Raw genomic sequence first — 16,435 nt, forward strand, 5'->3', positions numbered from 1 at the left:
GCAGGGCATGCGCATTTTCCGTTTCATCAAGATTGTCTACACCGTCATTCGCTTCGGCCTCGACGAGGTGATGCTGTCGCGCATCGACGACCGGCGCGTGAAGCTGCTGCTGCGGATCACGACGATCGGCCGCCGCTATTCGTCGCCGCCGGCGGTGCGGCTGCGCCACGCACTCGAAAGCCTCGGCCCGATCTTCGTGAAATTCGGGCAAGTGCTGTCGACGCGCCGCGACCTGCTGTCGGTCGATTTCGCGAACGAACTCGCGAAGCTGCAGGATCAGGTGCCGCCGTTCGATTCGGCGGTCGCGATCGCGATCATCGAGAAGTCGCTCGGCGCGCCGGTCGACGAGTTGTTCGACGAGTTCGAGCGCGAGCCGGTTGCGAGCGCGTCGATTGCGCAGGTGCACTTCGCGAAGCTCAAGCAGGGCGTGCACGCGGGCAAGGCGGTCGCGGTCAAGGTGCTGCGCCCGAACATGCTGCCGGTCATCGACTCCGATCTCGCGCTGATGCGCGACATCGCGACGTGGACGGAGCGCATGTGGGCCGACGGCCGCCGCCTGAAGCCGCGCGAGGTCGTCGCCGAATTCGACAAGTACCTGCACGACGAGCTCGACCTGATGCGCGAGGCCGCGAACGGCAGCCAGCTGCGCCGCAACTTCGCGGGCCTCGATCTGCTGCTCGTGCCCGAGATGTTCTGGGATTTTTCGACGTCGCAGGTGCTCGTGATGGAACGCATGACCGGCGTGCCGATCAGCCAGGTCGAGACGCTGCGCACCGCCGGGGTCGACATCAAGAAGCTCGCACGCGAAGGCGTCGAGATTTTCTTCACGCAGGTGTTCCGCGACGGGTTCTTCCATGCGGACATGCACCCGGGCAACATCCAGGTGAGCCTCGATCCCAAGACGTTCGGCCGCTACATCGCGCTCGATTTCGGGATCGTCGGCGCGCTGTCGGATTTCGACAAGAACTACCTCGCGCAGAACTTCCTCGCATTCTTCAAGCGTGATTACCACCGCGTCGCGACGCTGCATCTCGAGTCCGGCTGGGTGCCGCCCGAGACGCGCGTCGAGGAGCTCGAGAGTGCGATCCGCGCGGTGTGCGAGCCGTACTTCGACCGTGCGCTGAAGGACATCTCGCTCGGTCAGGTGCTGATGCGCCTGTTCTCGACGTCGCGCCGCTTCAACGTCGAGATCCAGCCGCAGCTGGTGTTGCTGCAGAAGACGATGCTGAACGTCGAAGGGCTCGGCCGCTCGCTCGATCCCGAGCTCGATCTGTGGAAGACCGCGAAGCCGTATCTGGAGCGCTGGATGACCGAGCAGATCGGCCTGCGCGGCTGGTACGAGCGCTTCAAGGTCGAGGCGCCGCAGTGGAGCAAGACGCTGCCGCAGTTGCCGCGCCTGATCCACCACGCGCTGGCCGCGCGCCACGACGCGCCGCGCGCCGCGAGCGACGAGCTGATGCGCCAGATCCTCGTCGAGCAGAAGCGGACCAACCGGCTGCTGCAGGCGCTGCTGATCTTCGGTCTTGCCGTCGGCGTCGGCGCGCTCGTCGCGCGCGTGCTGCTCGCGCTCGCGTCGGGTGCTTGACCGACGGGAGCCGCGCGATGTCCGAACCGAAGCACCCGTCCGCACCGAGCGCTGCCGATTTCGCGACGCGCGACCCCGGCAGCGCGTCGTTCTGGGATGAGCGTTTCGCGCGCGGCGTGACGCCGTGGGAATTCGGCGGCGTGCCGGACGGATTCCGCGCGTTCGCGCAGCGGCGCGAACCGTGCGCGGTGCTGATTCCGGGTTGCGGCAGCGCGCAGGAGGCCGGCTGGCTCGCGCGGGCCGGTTGGTCCGTGCGCGCGATCGATTTCGCCGCGCAGGCAGTGGCCGCCGCGAAGGCGCAGCTTGGCGCGCATGCGGACGTCGTCGAGCAGGCCGACTTCTTCACGTACCGGCCGCCGTTCGACGTGCAGTGGGTGTACGAGCGCGCGTTCCTGTGCGCGCTGCCGCCGAGCCTGCGCGTCAGCTATGCGGCACGGATGGCCGAGCTGCTGCCCGCCGGTGCGCTGCTGGCCGGTTATTTCTTCGTGACGAAGAAGCCGAAGGGGCCGCCGTTCGGGATCGAGCGCGCCGAACTCGATGCGTTGCTCGCGCCGCACTTCGAGCTGATCGACGACCTGCCGGTGACCGATTCGCTGGCCGTGTTCGAAGGGCACGAGCGCTGGCTTACGTGGCGCCGTTGCTGAAGCCCGTGCGTTGCGGCGGTTGCCGGAGCGCGCCGGGGTTTCGGCTATAATTCAAGGTTTTGCAAGCCGTTTCCAGTTTCTGCGGGAAAAATATCATGCCGATCTACGCCTATCGATGCGAAGCGTGCGGTTTCGCCAAGGACGTGCTCCAGAAGATGAGCGACGCGCCGCTGTCGCAGTGCCCCGAATGCGGGAAGGATGCGTTTCGCAAGCAAGTCACCGCCGCCGGCTTCCAGTTGAAGGGCTCCGGCTGGTATGTCACCGATTTCCGCGGTGGCTCGGGCGGCACCAGCGCGCCGGCGGCGGCCAATGGCGACGCGGGCGCGGCAGCGCCTGCCGCGGCGCCGGCAGCCGCGCCCGCGGCCGCGAGTTCCGAAAGCACGACGACGAGCACCGCGCCGGCCCCGGCTGCGGCGCCCGCCGCCGGCAGTTGACAGTCGCGGCCCCGCCGGGCCGCGCTTACACCGCGCCTGCGGGCGCGGTTCATTGACGGCAGATGATGAAAAAGACGACCCTGAAAACGGTGTTTCTGACCGGCCTGCTGGTTCTCGTCCCGCTCGCGATCACGCTGTGGGTGCTTGGCCTCATCATCGGCACGATGGACCAGACGCTGCTGCTGCTGCCCGAATCGTGGCAGCCGGAGCGGATGCTCGGCTTCCACCTGCCGGGGATCGGCGCGGTGCTGACGCTCGCGTTCATCTTCGTCGTCGGGCTGGCCACGCAGAACTTCATCGGCCAGAAGCTCGTCACGTGGTGGAACGCGGTCGTGCGTCACATTCCGGTCGTCGGGCCGATCTACACGAGCGTCAAGCAGGTCTCGGACACGCTGCTGTCGAGCAGCGGCAACGCGTTCCGCAAGGCGCTGCTGATCGAATACCCGCGCCGCGGCTCGTATACGATCGCGTTTCTGACCGGCACGCCCGGCGGCGACGTGGTCAACCATCTGACGGAAGAGTACGTGAGCGTGTACGTGCCCACGACGCCGAACCCGACGTCCGGCTTCTTCCTGATGCTGCCGAAGAGCGAAGTCATCGAACTCGACATGTCGGTCGATGCCGCGCTGAAGTACATCGTCTCGATGGGCGTCGTGGCGCCTCCGGCGCCGGTTCCGGCGCCCGCCCGCCGTCCCGTCGAGCCGCCGCTGTAAGTAAAGAATCATCGCCCGGGCCGCGCGTTGCGGCGCCCGTTGATCAAACCGAACGAAAGCAAACATCATGTCGATGCGTACTGAATACTGCGGTCTCGTGACCGAACACCTGCTGGGCCAAACCGTGTCGCTGTGCGGCTGGGTGCAGCGCCGCCGCGATCACGGCGGTGTGATCTTCATCGACCTGCGCGATCGTGAAGGCCTCGTGCAGGTGGTGTGCGACCCGGATCGCGCGGAAATGTTCGCGACGGCCGAAGGTGTGCGCAACGAGTTCTGCGTGCAGGTCAAGGGCCTCGTGCGCAACCGTCCGGAAGGCACGGTCAACGCCGGCCTGAAGAGCGGCAAGATCGAGGTGCTGTGCCATGAGCTGAACGTGCTGAACGCGTCGATCACGCCGCCGTTCCAGCTCGACGACGACAACCTGTCGGAAACCACGCGCCTCACGCACCGCGTGCTCGACCTGCGCCGCCCGCAGATGCAGCACAACCTGCGCCTGCGCTACCGCGTCGCGATCGAAGCGCGCAAGTACCTCGACGAGCAGGGCTTCATCGACATCGAAACGCCGATGCTGACGAAGAGCACGCCGGAAGGCGCGCGCGACTACCTCGTGCCGTCGCGCGTGAACGCGGGCCAGTTCTTCGCGCTGCCGCAGTCGCCGCAGTTGTTCAAGCAGCTGCTGATGGTCGCGAACTTCGACCGTTACTACCAGATCACCAAGTGCTTCCGCGACGAGGATCTCCGCGCCGACCGTCAGCCGGAATTCACGCAGATCGACTGCGAAACGTCGTTCCTCGGCGAGCAGGAAATCCGCGACCTGTTCGAAGACATGATCCGTCACATCTTCAAGACGACGATCGACGTCGAACTCGACGCGAAATTCCCGGTGATGCCGTACTCGGAAGCGATGGCGCGCTTCGGCTCCGACAAGCCGGACCTGCGCGTGAAGCTCGAGTTCACCGAGCTGACCGATGCGATGAAGGACGTCGACTTCAAGGTGTTCAGCACGCCGGCCAACGCGAAGGACGGCCGGGTCGCGGCGCTGCGCGTGCCGAAGGGCGCCGAGCTGTCGCGCGGCGACATCGACGGCTACACGGAATTCGTGCGCATCTATGGCGCGAAGGGCCTCGCGTGGATCAAGGTCAACGAGAAGGCGAAGGGCCGCGACGGCCTGCAAAGCCCGATCGTCAAGAACCTGCACGACGCATCGATCGCGGCGATCCTCGAGCGCACCGGTGCTGAAGACGGCGACATCATCTTCTTCGCGGCCGATCGCGCGAAGGTCGTCAACGACAGCCTCGGCGCACTGCGCCTGAAGATCGGCCATTCGGAGTTCGGCAAGGCGAACGGCCTCGTCGAAGCCGGCTGGAAGCCGCTGTGGGTCGTCGACTTCCCGATGTTCGAATACGACGACGAAGACGCGCGCTACGTCGCGGCGCACCACCCGTTCACGAGCCCGAAGGACGAGCATCTCGAATACCTCGAGACGGACCCGGGCCGCTGCCTCGCGAAGGCGTACGACATGGTGCTGAACGGCTGGGAAATCGGCGGCGGCTCGGTGCGTATCCACCGCGAGGAAGTGCAGAGCAAGGTGTTCCGCGCGCTGAAGATCGGCGCGGAAGAGGCGCAGGCGAAGTTCGGCTTCCTGCTGGACGCGCTGCAGTACGGCGCGCCGCCGCACGGCGGTATCGCGTTCGGTCTCGACCGCATCGTCACGATGATGGCCGGCGCCGACTCGATCCGCGACGTGATCGCGTTCCCGAAGACGCAGCGTGCGCAGGATCTGCTCACGCAGGCGCCGAGCCCGGTCGACGAGCGTCAGCTGCGCGAGCTGCACATCCGTCTGCGTCAGCCCGAGCAGCCGAAGGCGTAACGCTTGTCCATGATCGTGTGCGCGGCGACGCGCGCACGATGCCCCGCGAAAAAGGCGCCGTCGTGCGCCTTTTTCGTTTTTTGCGGTACAGTCGCAGCACTTGCCGCACGTTCGGGCGCCGGCCCGGCGAACGGCCCTGTGCCGCATGAAACAAAGATGACGAAGCCGCCGAAAATCCCCGAATCCGTTCTCGTCGTGATCTACACGCCCGACCTCGACGTGCTGGTGATCAAGCGCGCCGATCAGCCCGATTTCTGGCAATCGGTGACCGGATCGAAGGACACGCTCGACGAGCCGCTCGCGCTCACGGCCGCGCGCGAAGTGGCCGAGGAAACCGGCATCGCGGTCGGCACGCGGGACGTGCCGGCCAGCGCGCTGATCGACTGGCATCACCGGATCGAATACACGATCTATCCGCAATACCTGCATCGCTATGCGCCGGGCGTCACGCGCAACGTCGAGCACTGGTTCGGCCTGTGCGTGCCGCGCCGCGTCGACGTGACGCTGTCGCCGCGCGAGCATGTCGACTATGCGTGGCTGCCGTACCGCGAGGCGGCCGCGCGCTGCTTCTCGCCGTCGAATGCCGAGGCGATCCTGCAACTGCCCGTGCGCGTGTCGCTCGCGCGGGCGCCGCACGGCTCGTCCGCATGAATGCGGAAGCCCGCAAGCGCTTCGCGCAATTGCGGCAGATGTTCCTGCAGGAGCGCGGCTCCGCGTCGCGACTCGCGTTCACGACGGGCAATACGGTGCGGCTCTGCGAAACCGGCGCCGAATTCTTCCAGGCGCTGATCGAGCGGATCGACGCGGCGCGCGAGCAGGTGATGCTCGAAACCTACATTTTCTGCGACGACGCGGCCGGCCGGCCGGTGTCCGATGCACTGATCCGCGCAGTGCAGCGCGGCGTGCGCGTGCGCGTGATCACCGACGGCGTCGGCACCGCGCGCCTGCCGCTGTTCGAAACGTGGGCCGAGGCCGGCGTCGAGCACTGCATCTACAACCGCTACCTGTTCGGCCGCTTCGGCTTCTCGCGCACGCACCGCAAGCTCGCGGTGATCGATCATGCGGTCGCGTTCTGCGGCGGCATCAACATCGTCGACGACTACACACAGGGCAGCGCGACGCTGCCGTTTCCGCGCTGGGATTTCGCGGTCGAGATGGCCGGGCCCGCGGTGTCGGACGTGCGCGCCGCGTTCGAACTGCAGTGGCACCGGATCCAGTTCGGCCACAAACCGTATGCGCAGTACGCGGCCGGGTTGCACGGCGGTGACGCGTTCCCGGACATGTTCCGGCGCTGGATGCGCAGCCACCGCTGGATCAAGGCCGGCGCGCTGCGGGTCGTGACCGAGCCGAGCGTCGCGTTCGTCGCGCGCGACAACGTCGTGAACCGCCGCGCGATCGAGAAGGCGTATCTCGCCGCGATCGGCCAGGCGCGGCAGCAGATCCTCCTCGCGAACCCGTATTTCATGCCGGGGCGCAAGCTGCGCCGTGCGCTGACCGGCGCCGCGCGCCGCGGCGTCGACGTGCGGATCCTCATCGGCCGCAAGGAGTTCACGGCGCTCGATACGGCCGTGCCGTTCCTGTATCACGCGCTGCTGCGCGCAGGCGTGCGCGTCGCGGAATACGACAAGACGATCCTGCATGGCAAGGTCGCGGTGATCGACGACAACTGGGCGACGGTCGGCTCGTCGAATCTGGACGCGCTGAGCCTGATGCTCAACAATGAGGCGAACGTGGTGCTGGTGCGCTACGACACGGTCACGAACGAGCTGCGCGATGCGATCGCGGCCGCGTTCACCGAGGGGCGCGAAATCGACGCCGCGCACTATGCCGCGCGGCCGCGCGTCGAGCGTATGCTGAACTGGCTCGCGTACAACACGTACCGCATCGTGATGAAGGCGCTGACGGTCGGCGGCTACGACTAAGCGTTCGCTTCAAAATCCGTCCGCACGTTCGTGCGGAAAAGCCGCTCCGGCCCCGCCGGAATCGCGCAAAATAGCGGCTCGGTTAGACACCGGTTTCTAATAATTTTCTTGTTTCGCGAGCGGCCGCACTCAATAATAGTACGGCCGTTCGATTTTATTCGAACCCCCGAACGGTTACAGAAAAAGCTATGCGAAAAGGCGAACAGACGCGTGCCGCGATACTCGAAGCTGCTTTGGACCTCGCCAGCCGTGACGGGCTGGAGGGACTGACGATCGGCCTGCTGGCCGAGCGCATGCAGATGAGCAAGAGCGGCGTGTTCGCGCACTTCGGATCGCGCGAGGACCTGCAGGTCGAGGTCGTCCGCGAATATCACCATCGTTTCGAGAACGAGGTGTTCTTTCCGAGCCTGCGCGAGCCGCGCGGTCTGCCGCGCCTGCGGGCGATGCTGGCGCGCTGGATCGAAAAGCGCATCCAGGAGGTGACGACTGGCTGCATCTACATCAGCGGTGCCGTCGAGTACGACGACCGGCCTGACAGCCCCGTGCGCGAGCAGTTGATCGCGAGCGTGACCGCCTGGCGTGCCGCGTTGCTGCGCGCCATTTCGCAGGCGAAGGAAGAAGGCCATCTGCGTGCGGATACCGATCCGGACCTGATGCTCTTCGAGTTGTACAGCTTCACGCTCGGCCTGCATCACGACGCACGTTTCCTGCATTCGCCGGATGCCGTGCGCCTCACGTGGGCCGCGCTGGAAAAGACGATCGTTTCGTATCAGAGCGAGAGCCGTTAGCGGCGCGTGATCCGCCCGCCAGGAGCTCGAGCCGTTTGCCCACCTTTGGAGAGAGTCATGGGACAGTACGCCGCGCCGCTGCGCGACATGCAATTCGTGTTGCACGAGCTTCTGAACGTCGAAGCCGAAGTCAAGCAAATGCCCAAGCATGCGGACCTCGACGCCGACACGATCAACCAGGTCCTCGAGGAAGCGGGCAAGTTCTGCTCCGAGGTGCTGTTCCCGCTGAACCAGGTCGGCGACCGCGAAGGCTGCACGTATGAAGGCGACGGCGTCGTGAAGACCCCGACCGGCTTCAAGGAAGCGTACCAGCAGTACGTCGAGGCCGGCTGGCCGGCGCTCGGCTGCGATCCGGAGTACGGCGGCCAGGGGCTGCCGGCGTTCGTGAACAACGCCCTCTATGAAATGCTGAACTCGGCGAACCAGGCATGGACCATGTATCCGGGCCTGTCGCACGGCGCGTACGAATGCCTGCACGCGCACGGCGCGCCGGAACTGCAGAAGCAGTACCTGCCGAAGCTCGTGTCGGGCGAATGGACGGGCACGATGTGTCTGACCGAGCCGCACTGCGGCACCGACCTCGGCATCCTGCGCACCAAGGCCGAACCGAACGGCGACGGCTCGTACTCGATCAGCGGCACGAAGATTTTCATCTCGAGCGGCGAGCACGACATGTCGAAGAACATCATCCACCTCGTGCTCGCGCGTCTGCCGGACGCGCCGCAAGGCACGAAGGGGATCTCGCTGTTCATCGTGCCGAAGTTCATTCCGGACGCAGCGGGCGAGCCGGGCGAGCGCAATGGCATCAAGTGCGGCTCGATCGAACACAAGATGGGCATCCACGGCAACTCGACGTGCGTGATGAACCTCGACAACGCGAAGGGCTGGATGGTCGGCGAGCCGAACAAGGGCTTGAACGCGATGTTCGTGATGATGAACGCCGCGCGTCTGGGCGTCGGCATGCAGGGCCTCGGCCTCACGGAAGTCGCGTACCAGAACTCGCTGGCGTACGCGAAGGAACGCCTGCAGATGCGTTCGCTGACGGGCCCGAAGGCGCCGGACAAGCCGGCCGATCCGATCATCGTGCACCCGGACGTGCGCCGCATGCTGCTCACGCAGAAGGCCTATGCGGAAGGCGCGCGCGCGTTCACGTACTGGTCCGCGCTGCAGATCGACAAGGAGCTGTCGCACGCGGACGAAGCCGTGCGCAAGGAGGCGGCCGACCTCGTCGCGCTGCTCACGCCGATCATCAAGGCATTCCTGACCGACAACGCGTTCGAGTCGACCAACCACGCGATGCAGATCTACGGCGGCCATGGCTTCATCTCCGAGTGGGGCATGGAGCAGTACGTGCGCGACGCGCGGATCAACATGATCTACGAGGGCACGAACTCGATCCAGTCGCTGGACCTGCTCGGCCGCAAGGTGCTCGGCGACATGGGCGCGAAGCTGAAGAAGTTCGGCAAGCTCGTCACCGAATTCGCGGAAGCCGAAGGCGTGAAGCCGGAGATGGCCGAGTTCATCAACCCGCTCGCCGACATCGGTGAAAAGGTGCAGAAGCTGACGATGGAAATCGGCATGAAGGCGATGCAGAACCCGGACGAAGTCGGCGCGGCCGCCGTGCCGTACCTGCGCACCGTCGGCCACCTGGTGTTCTCGTACTTCTGGGCGCGGATGGCGCGCATCGCGCTCGACAAGGAAGCGTCGGGCGACCCGTTTTACAAGTCGAAGCTCGCGACGGCCCGCTTCTACTTCGCGCGCCTGCTGCCCGAAACGGCCGCGACGATCCGCGCCGCGCGCGCCGGGTCGAAGACGCTGATGGAAGTCGACGAATCGCTGTTCTGATGCAAGTCCGGGCGGTGCGCGCCGCGCACCGCCCGAACGCAACGGTTCCTGGTACTCACTTCGCCGTGCAGCCCTCACATGCCGCGCTGCACGACACTATCCGGAGACATCCCGTGAGCAATTTCCTGATTCGCAAGGTCGCCGTGCTGGGCGCCGGCGTGATGGGCGCGCAGATCGCCGCGCACCTCGTCAACGCACGCGTGCCGGTGCTGCTGTTCGACCTGCCGGCCAAGGAAGGCCCGAAAAACGCGATCGCGCTGAAGGCGATCGAGAACCTGAAGAAACTGTCGCCCGCGCCGTTCGGCGTGAAGGACGACGCGAAATACCTCGAAGCGGCGAACTACGAAGACGACATCGCGAAGCTCGCCGAATGCGACGTCGTGATCGAGGCGATCGCCGAGCGGATGGACTGGAAGCACGATCTGTACAAGAAGGTCGCGCCGCACATCGCACCGAATGCGATCTTCGCGACCAACACGTCGGGCCTGTCGATCACGAAGCTGTCCGAAGGTTTCTCGGACGAGCTGAAGGCGCGCTTCTGCGGCGTGCACTTCTTCAACCCGCCGCGCTACATGCACCTCGTCGAGCTGATCCCGACCGCGCATACGCGTGCCGAGATCCTCGACCAGCTCGAAACCTTCCTGACGAGCGTCGTCGGCAAGGGCGTCGTGCGTGCGAAGGACACGCCGAACTTCATCGCGAACCGCGTCGGCATCTTCTCGATCCTCGCGGTGATCACCGAGGCCGCGAAATTCGGCCTGCGCTTCGATGAAGTCGACGACCTGACGGGCAGCCGCCTCGGCCGCGCGAAGTCGGCGACGTTCCGCACCGCTGACGTGGTCGGCCTCGACACGATGGCGCACGTGATCAAGACGATGCAGGACAACCTCGCCGACGATCCGTTCTTCCCGGTCTATCAGACGCCTGCCGTGCTCGCCGAACTGGTGAAGCAGGGCGCGCTCGGCCAGAAGACGGGCGGTGGCTTCTACAAGAAGGAAGGCAAGGCGATCAAGGTGCTCGACGCGAAGACGGGCGCCTATGTCGACTCGGGCGCGAAGGCGGACGAAACCGTCGGCCGCATCCTGAAGCGTCCGCCGGCGGAGCGCCTGAAGCTGCTGCGCGAGACGAACCATCCGCATGCGCAGTTCCTGTGGTCGATCTTCCGCGACGTGTTCCACTACATCGGCGTGCATCTCGAATCGATCGCCGACAACGCGCGCGATGTCGACCTCGCGATCCGCTGGGGCTTCGGCTGGAACGAGGGCCCGTTCGAAGGCTGGCAGGCCGCCGGCTGGAAGCAGGTCGCCGAGTGGGTGCAGGAAGACATCGCGGCCGGCAAGGCGCTCGCGAACGTGCCGCTGCCGTCGTGGGTGCTCGAAGGCCCGGTCGCCGAGAAGGGCGGCGTGCACACGGCCGAAGGCTCGTGGGCGCCGGCGTCGAAGCGCTTCGTGCCGCGTTCGGACCTGGCCGTGTACGGCAAGCAGGTGTTCCGCGCGCCGCTCATCGGCGAAGCCGGCGCCGATCCGAAGACGTATGGCAAGACGCTGTTCGAAACCGACGCGGTGCGCGCATGGGTCGACGATCGTGCCGGTGAAGACGACGTCGTGATCGTGTCGTTCAAGTCGAAGATGAACACGATCGGCCCGAGCGTGATCGACGGCCTCGTGCAGGCGATCGAACTCGCGGAGAAGGACTACAAGGGCGTGGTGATCTGGCAGCCGACGTCGCTGAAGCTCGGCACGCCGGGCGGCCCGTTCTCGGCCGGCGCGAACCTCGAGGAGGCGATGCCCGCGTTCATGATGGGCGGCGCGAAAGGCATCGAGCCGTTCGTGAAGAAGTTCCAGGAAGGCATGCTGCGCGTGAAGTACGCGAACGTGCCGGTGGTGGCGGCCGTGTCGGGCATCGCGCTCGGCGGCGGCTGCGAGCTGATGCTGCACAGCGCGAAGCGCGTCGTGCACGTCGAGAGCTACATCGGTCTCGTCGAAGTGGGCGTCGGCCTCGTGCCGGCGGGCGGCGGCCTGAAGGAGGCGGCGTTGCGCGCGGCGGAAGCGGCCACGGCTGCGAACGCGACCACCGACATACTGAAGTTCGTCACGAAGTCGTTCGAGAACGCGGCGATGGCGAAGGTCTCGTCGTCCGCGCACGATGCGCGCGCGATGGGCTACCTGAAGCCGTCCGACACGATCGTCTTCAACGTGTTCGAACTGCTCGACACCGCGAAGAAGGAAGCGCGCGCGCTGGCCGACACCGGCTACCGCGCACCGCTGCGCGCGAAGGACGTGCCGGTCGCAGGCCGCTCGGCGATCGCGACGATCAAGGCGCAGCTCGTCAACATGCGTGACGGCCGCTTCATCAGCGATCACGACTTCCTGATCGCGAGCCGCATCGCCGAAGCCGTGTGCGGCGGCGACGTCGAAGCCGGCAGCCTCGTCGACGAAGAATGGCTGCTCGCGCTCGAGCGCCGCGCGTTCGTCGAGCTGCTCGGCACGCAGAAGACGCAGGAACGGATCATGGGCATGTTGCAGACCGGCAAGCCGGTGCGTAACTGAGCGAGCGCATAAGGAGCTTCAAATGAGCAAACAATTGCAAGACGCATACATCGTCGCCGCCAGCCGCACCCCGATCGGCAAGGCCCCGCGCGGTGTCTTCAAGAACACGCGCCCGGACGAGCTGCTGGTTCACGCGATCAAGTCGGCGGTCGCGCAGGTGCCCGGCCTCGACACGAAGGTGATCGAGGACGCGATCATCGGCTGCGCGATTCCGGAAGCCGAGCAAGGGCTGAACGTCGCGCGCATGGGCGCGCTGCTCGCGGGCCTGCCGCAGACGGTCGGCGGCGTGACGGTCAACCGCTTCTGCGCGTCGGGCATCACCGCGCTCGCGATGGCGGCCGACCGCATCCGCGTCGGCGAATCGGACGCGCTGCTCGCGGGCGGCTGCGAATCGATGAGCATGGTGCCGATGATGGGCAACAAGCCGTCGATGTCGCCGCACATCTTCGATCGCAGCGAAGACTTCGGCATCGCGTACGGGATGGGCCTGACGGCCGAGCGCGTCGCCGAGCAGTGGAAGGTGAGCCGCGAGGACCAGGACGCGTTCTCGGTCGAATCGCACCGCAAGGCGCTCGCCGCGCAGCAGGCCGGCGAGTTCGGCGACGAGATCGCCGCGTACACGATCACCGAGCGCTTCCCGAACCTCGCGACCGGTGAGATCGACGTGAAGACGCGCGAGATCAAGCTCGACGAAGGTCCGCGCGCGGATACGTCGCTCGAAGGCCTCGCGAAGCTGCGCACGGTGTTCGCGAACAAGGGCTCGGTCACGGCCGGCAACAGTTCGCAGACGTCGGACGGTGCGGGCGCGCTGCTCGTCGTGTCGGAGAAGGTGCTCAAGGAATTCAACCTGACGCCGCTCGCGCGCTTCGTGAGCTTCGCAGTGCGCGGCGTGCCGCCGGAAATCATGGGCATCGGTCCGAAGGAAGCGATTCCGGCCGCGCTGAAGGCCGCGGGCCTGAAGCAGGACGATCTCGACTGGATCGAGCTGAACGAGGCGTTCGCTGCCCAGTCGCTGGCGGTGATCCGCGATCTCGGCCTCGACCCGGCGAAGGTCAACCCGGTCGGCGGCGCGATCGCGCTCGGCCACCCGCTCGGCGCGACCGGCGCGATCCGCGCGGCGACCGTCGTGCACGGGCTGCGCCGCCGCAACCTGAAGTACGGGATGGTCACGATGTGCGTCGGCACCGGCATGGGCGCCGCGGGCATCATCGAACGCCTGTAAGCGGGACGCGACGACGGTGCGCGGGCCGCGAGCTCGCGCACCGTTTTTCATTCCGGTAGGGGCAAGACAAGGAGACGGTGGTGTCCGACATTCAAGTGGAACGCGCCAATGGCGTGATGACGATCACGATCGCGCGCCCGGCGAAGAAGAACGCGCTGACGGCGGCGATGTACCAGACGATGGCCGATGCGCTCGCCGACGCGCAGGAAGACAAGGCGACGCGCGTGATCCTGCTGCGCGGCGGCGACGGCAATTTCAGCGCGGGGAACGATCTCGAGGATTTCCTGAAGGCGCCGCCGAACGACGAGAACGCGCCGGTGTTCCAGTTCCTCGCGCGAATCAGCACCGCGAGCAAGCCGATCGTCGCCGCGGTGCCGGGCATCGCGGTCGGCGTCGGCGTGACGATGCTGCTGCATTGCGACCTCGTGTACGCGGCCGACACCGCGACGTTCTCGCTGCCGTTCGCGCAGCTCGGGCTGTGCCCGGAGGCCGCGTCGAGCGTGCTGCTGCCGCGTCTGGCCGGCCATCAGATCGCTGCCGAAAAGCTGCTGCTCGGCGAAGCGTTCGACGCGCTGGAAGCCCACCGGATCGGCATCGTCAATCGCGTGCTGCCGGCAGCCGAGCTCGACGCGTTCGCGGCGAAGCAGGCCGCGAAGCTCGCGGCGCTGCCGGCGTCGTCGCTGCGTGTGACGAAGGCGCTGCTGAAGGAGACGGGCGGCGTGGCGGTTGCCGAGCGGATGGCCGACGAAGCCGCGCACTTCTCCGCGATGTTGCGCGCACCCGAGGCGCGCGAGGCGATGACCGCGTTCTTCGAGAAGCGCAAGCCGGATTTCCGTCAGTTCGACTGACGCAGCGCGGCGCGCCGGCGGTCAAAGCTTACACGCCGGCGCGCCGGCACGGACGGTATCAGGCCGTGCCGTAATCCACGTGGCCGGTCTCGCGGCAGAAGCTGACGAGCCGCAGGCCGGCCGTCTTCGCGATCGCGATCGCGAGCGACGACGGCGCGGAAATGGTCGCGACCATCGGAATGCCGACCCGCGCCGACTTGCGCACGAGCTCGTAGCTCGCGCGGCTCGACAGGAACACGAAGCCGTCGGTCGCGTCCGCGCGCGACAGCACGAGCGAGCCGATCAGCTTGTCGAGTGCGTTGTGGCGGCCGACGTCCTCGAACGCCATCCGGATCGCGCCTGTTGCATCGCACCACGCGGCCGCGTGCAGGCCGCCGGTGAGTTGCGTGAGCGCCTGGTGCGCCGGCAGCGCATGAGCGGCGCGCGCGAGCGCGTCGGGCGCGAGGCGCGCGAGGAAGCCGGTGTCGGGCACGCGCTCGGGCGCGAGATCGAGCAGATCGATGCTTTCGATCCCGCACACGCCGCAGCCGGTGCGCCCCGCGAGCGCGCGGCGCCGGTCCTTCAGCGCGGCGAACGCCTGCTGGACGACTTCGAGATGCACCTCCGCGTGCGGCAGCGGCGCGTCGGCGTGCAGGACCACGTCGATGTCCTTGATGTCGCTGCCGCGCTCGACGATCCCTTCCGAGATCGCGAAGCCGACCGCGAATGCTTCGAGATCGCGCGGCGTGCACATCATCACCGCATGCGAGATGCCGTTGAAGACCAGCGCGACCGGCCACTCCTGGCCGACGTAATCGTGCGCGGTTTCGACGGCGCCGCCGCGCGTGCGCCGCACGGACAGCTCGATCGCGCCGCGCGGCTCTTCTGTTTCGGTCGGATTCACGAGCACTCCCGTTGATTCGACGCAGCAGCGGCGGCGATCGCGTGCGCCGCTTGCGCGCAGAGGTTCTAAAATAACCCAGGCAGGCCGGCCGCGCCGGCATCCGCCACTCGGGTAACGACCATGGGACTCAGCGACGCTCCGCTGCTATTCAATTTCGAACACGATTCGTCGGAAAACCTGACGTACATCCCGATGATCGTGCGCTTCAATCTCGACCGCTTCGGCCTGCGGATTTCCCTCGAGCAGTGGCAGTTGCTGCCGCTCGAGGATCGCAAGCTGCTCGCGCGCTTTCCGGCCGACGACGACACCGCGATCGAGCCCAATTTCGATCATGCGCTGTTCGAAATGCTGCGCACGCATGCCGACGTCGAACCGGCGTGGTTCCAGCCGGACGAGCAGCCGAGCTGGCGGGCGACCGACACGGTGCCGGACGCGCTCGTGCAGCAGAGCGCGCTGGCCGGGCTGCCGGCGCCGACGCTCGCGCAGTGGCAGCGCCTCGCGCCGTTCCAGCGCTACGTGCTGACGAAGCTGTCGCGCAAGCCGGCGCTCAATCACGACTTCGTGCCGGCGATGCGCGAGTTCGGGCTGACGGCCACGCACTGACGAGCCCTGGGAGCGCCGCCGCGCGCGGTTACAGCGGCGGCAGCTGGCGCGGCTTGCGGTCGGGGCCGGTCGCGACGTAGGTGAGCGTCGCTTCGGTCACTTTCACGACTTCGCCCATCAGGCGCATGCGCTGCGCGTATACCTCGACGTCGACCGTGATCGACGTGTTGCCGGTGCGCGTGATGGTCGCGTAGAAGCTGAGCAGGTCGCCGACGAATACCGGCTGCTTGAATACGAACGAATTGACCGCGACCGTCGCGACGCGGCCGTTCGCGCGCTGGCTCGCGGGGATCGAGCCGGCGATGTCGACCTGCGACATGATCCAGCCGCCGAACACGTCGCCGTGGACGTTCGCGTCGTGCGGTTGCGGGACGACGCGCAGCGCGGGCTGCTTCTGCGGGAGTTCGAGGGTCGAATCGGTCATGGCGGGGCTTTCATCCTGTAATAAATGCGCCTCCGCGCGCAGCCCGGCCGGCGAGGCCGCCGGCAGCGGCGCGTAGCGGCTTCTGCGACAATACAACGTTCGCGA

Annotated in this window: 15 protein-coding genes; 13 read left to right on the forward strand and 2 right to left on the reverse strand. The window is 66.8% G+C overall.

Translation table 11 applies throughout. The features are described 5' to 3' along the window. Positions 1 to 7: 7 nt before the first annotated feature. The 12 genes from ubiB to BSE24067_RS22725 all read left to right on the forward strand — a co-directional run bounded on the left by ubiB (position 8) and on the right by BSE24067_RS22725 (position 14,420). Positions 8 to 1,585 (forward strand): ubiquinone biosynthesis regulatory protein kinase UbiB, encoded by a 1,578-nt coding sequence (gene ubiB, locus BSE24067_RS22670; protein WP_151066826.1) that lies wholly within the window; start codon positions 8 to 10, stop codon positions 1,583 to 1,585. A 17-nt stretch (positions 1,586 to 1,602) separates the two neighbouring features. Further along, on the forward strand, positions 1,603 to 2,229 hold the full coding sequence (locus BSE24067_RS22675; RefSeq protein ID WP_151066824.1) for a class I SAM-dependent methyltransferase: 627 nt from the start codon (positions 1,603 to 1,605) through the stop codon (positions 2,227 to 2,229). Between the two features lie 95 nt (positions 2,230 to 2,324). Next, the gene (locus BSE24067_RS22680) at positions 2,325 to 2,663 is read left to right on the forward strand and encodes an FmdB family zinc ribbon protein (protein ID WP_174904859.1); all 339 of its coding nucleotides are present in this window, start codon (positions 2,325 to 2,327) and stop codon (positions 2,661 to 2,663) included. Between the two features lie 62 nt (positions 2,664 to 2,725). Continuing rightward, positions 2,726 to 3,376: a DUF502 domain-containing protein gene (locus tag BSE24067_RS22685; protein WP_170297526.1), complete on the forward strand. Its 651-nt coding sequence runs from the start codon at positions 2,726 to 2,728 to the stop codon at positions 3,374 to 3,376. 67 nt (positions 3,377 to 3,443) lie between these two features. Then, the gene (gene aspS / locus BSE24067_RS22690; RefSeq protein WP_151066411.1) at positions 3,444 to 5,246 is read left to right on the forward strand and encodes an aspartate--tRNA ligase; all 1,803 of its coding nucleotides are present in this window, start codon (positions 3,444 to 3,446) and stop codon (positions 5,244 to 5,246) included. A 156-nt stretch (positions 5,247 to 5,402) separates the two neighbouring features. Next, positions 5,403 to 5,897 carry a dihydroneopterin triphosphate diphosphatase gene (nudB, locus tag BSE24067_RS22695; RefSeq protein ID WP_151066410.1) on the forward strand — a complete coding sequence of 165 codons (495 nt, stop codon included), beginning with the start codon at positions 5,403 to 5,405 and terminating at the stop codon, positions 5,895 to 5,897. Continuing rightward, the gene (gene clsB, locus BSE24067_RS22700; protein ID WP_151066409.1) at positions 5,894 to 7,168 is read left to right on the forward strand and encodes a cardiolipin synthase ClsB; all 1,275 of its coding nucleotides are present in this window, start codon (positions 5,894 to 5,896) and stop codon (positions 7,166 to 7,168) included. Before nudB ends, clsB begins: the two co-directional genes overlap by 4 nt. A 188-nt stretch (positions 7,169 to 7,356) precedes the next feature. Then, complete coding sequence (locus BSE24067_RS22705) at positions 7,357 to 7,956, forward strand: TetR/AcrR family transcriptional regulator (RefSeq protein ID WP_040141903.1); 600 nt, start codon at positions 7,357 to 7,359, stop codon at positions 7,954 to 7,956. Between the two features lie 57 nt (positions 7,957 to 8,013). After that, positions 8,014 to 9,801 carry an acyl-CoA dehydrogenase C-terminal domain-containing protein gene (locus BSE24067_RS22710; protein ID WP_151066408.1) on the forward strand — a complete coding sequence of 596 codons (1,788 nt, stop codon included), beginning with the start codon at positions 8,014 to 8,016 and terminating at the stop codon, positions 9,799 to 9,801. A gap of 113 nt (positions 9,802 to 9,914) precedes the next feature. After that, entirely contained in the window at positions 9,915 to 12,350 is a 2,436-nt protein-coding gene (locus BSE24067_RS22715; protein WP_151066407.1) for a 3-hydroxyacyl-CoA dehydrogenase/enoyl-CoA hydratase family protein, read from the forward strand. Between the two features lie 22 nt (positions 12,351 to 12,372). Next, on the forward strand, positions 12,373 to 13,572 hold the full coding sequence (locus tag BSE24067_RS22720) for an acetyl-CoA C-acyltransferase (protein ID WP_151066406.1): 1,200 nt from the start codon (positions 12,373 to 12,375) through the stop codon (positions 13,570 to 13,572). 80 nt (positions 13,573 to 13,652) lie between these two features. Beyond that, positions 13,653 to 14,420 carry an enoyl-CoA hydratase gene (locus tag BSE24067_RS22725; protein ID WP_151066405.1) on the forward strand — a complete coding sequence of 256 codons (768 nt, stop codon included), beginning with the start codon at positions 13,653 to 13,655 and terminating at the stop codon, positions 14,418 to 14,420. Positions 14,421 to 14,478: 58 nt separating this feature from the next. Here BSE24067_RS22725 and fdhD read toward each other — a convergent pair whose 3' ends face one another. Further along, a complete protein-coding gene (gene fdhD / locus BSE24067_RS22730) occupies positions 14,479 to 15,309 on the reverse strand; it encodes a formate dehydrogenase accessory sulfurtransferase FdhD (protein WP_151066404.1) in 831 nt (276 codons plus the stop codon). Between the two features lie 114 nt (positions 15,310 to 15,423). Here fdhD and BSE24067_RS22735 point away from each other — a divergent pair, with 114 nt between their 5' ends. Then, entirely contained in the window at positions 15,424 to 15,906 is a 483-nt protein-coding gene (locus BSE24067_RS22735; RefSeq protein WP_151066403.1) for a nitrate reductase associated protein, read from the forward strand. A 28-nt stretch (positions 15,907 to 15,934) separates the two neighbouring features. Here BSE24067_RS22735 and BSE24067_RS22740 read toward each other — a convergent pair whose 3' ends face one another. Then, on the reverse strand, positions 15,935 to 16,330 hold the full coding sequence (locus tag BSE24067_RS22740) for an acyl-CoA thioesterase (RefSeq protein ID WP_059533053.1): 396 nt from the start codon (positions 16,328 to 16,330) through the stop codon (positions 15,935 to 15,937). Between the last annotated feature and the right edge of the window lie 105 nt (positions 16,331 to 16,435).

This window comes from Burkholderia latens, assembly GCF_902499045.1.
GTDB lineage: Bacteria > Pseudomonadota > Gammaproteobacteria > Burkholderiales > Burkholderiaceae > Burkholderia > Burkholderia latens.

Coding starts and splice junctions, on each gene's coding strand:
- BSE24067_RS22680 (WP_174904859.1), top strand. CDS start 2,325: ATGCCGATCTACGCCTATCGATGCGAAGCGTGCGGTTTCGCCAAGGAC.
- BSE24067_RS22740 (WP_059533053.1), bottom strand. CDS start 16,330: ATGACCGATTCGACCCTCGAACTCCCGCAGAAGCAGCCCGCGCTGCGC.
- BSE24067_RS22720 (WP_151066406.1), top strand. CDS start 12,373: ATGAGCAAACAATTGCAAGACGCATACATCGTCGCCGCCAGCCGCACC.
- aspS (WP_151066411.1), top strand. CDS start 3,444: ATGTCGATGCGTACTGAATACTGCGGTCTCGTGACCGAACACCTGCTG.
- clsB (WP_151066409.1), top strand. CDS start 5,894: ATGAATGCGGAAGCCCGCAAGCGCTTCGCGCAATTGCGGCAGATGTTC.
- BSE24067_RS22710 (WP_151066408.1), top strand. CDS start 8,014: ATGGGACAGTACGCCGCGCCGCTGCGCGACATGCAATTCGTGTTGCAC.
- BSE24067_RS22705 (WP_040141903.1), top strand. CDS start 7,357: ATGCGAAAAGGCGAACAGACGCGTGCCGCGATACTCGAAGCTGCTTTG.
- BSE24067_RS22735 (WP_151066403.1), top strand. CDS start 15,424: ATGGGACTCAGCGACGCTCCGCTGCTATTCAATTTCGAACACGATTCG.
- BSE24067_RS22685 (WP_170297526.1), top strand. CDS start 2,726: ATGATGAAAAAGACGACCCTGAAAACGGTGTTTCTGACCGGCCTGCTG.
- BSE24067_RS22675 (WP_151066824.1), top strand. CDS start 1,603: ATGTCCGAACCGAAGCACCCGTCCGCACCGAGCGCTGCCGATTTCGCG.
- nudB (WP_151066410.1), top strand. CDS start 5,403: ATGACGAAGCCGCCGAAAATCCCCGAATCCGTTCTCGTCGTGATCTAC.
- ubiB (WP_151066826.1), top strand. CDS start 8: ATGCGCATTTTCCGTTTCATCAAGATTGTCTACACCGTCATTCGCTTC.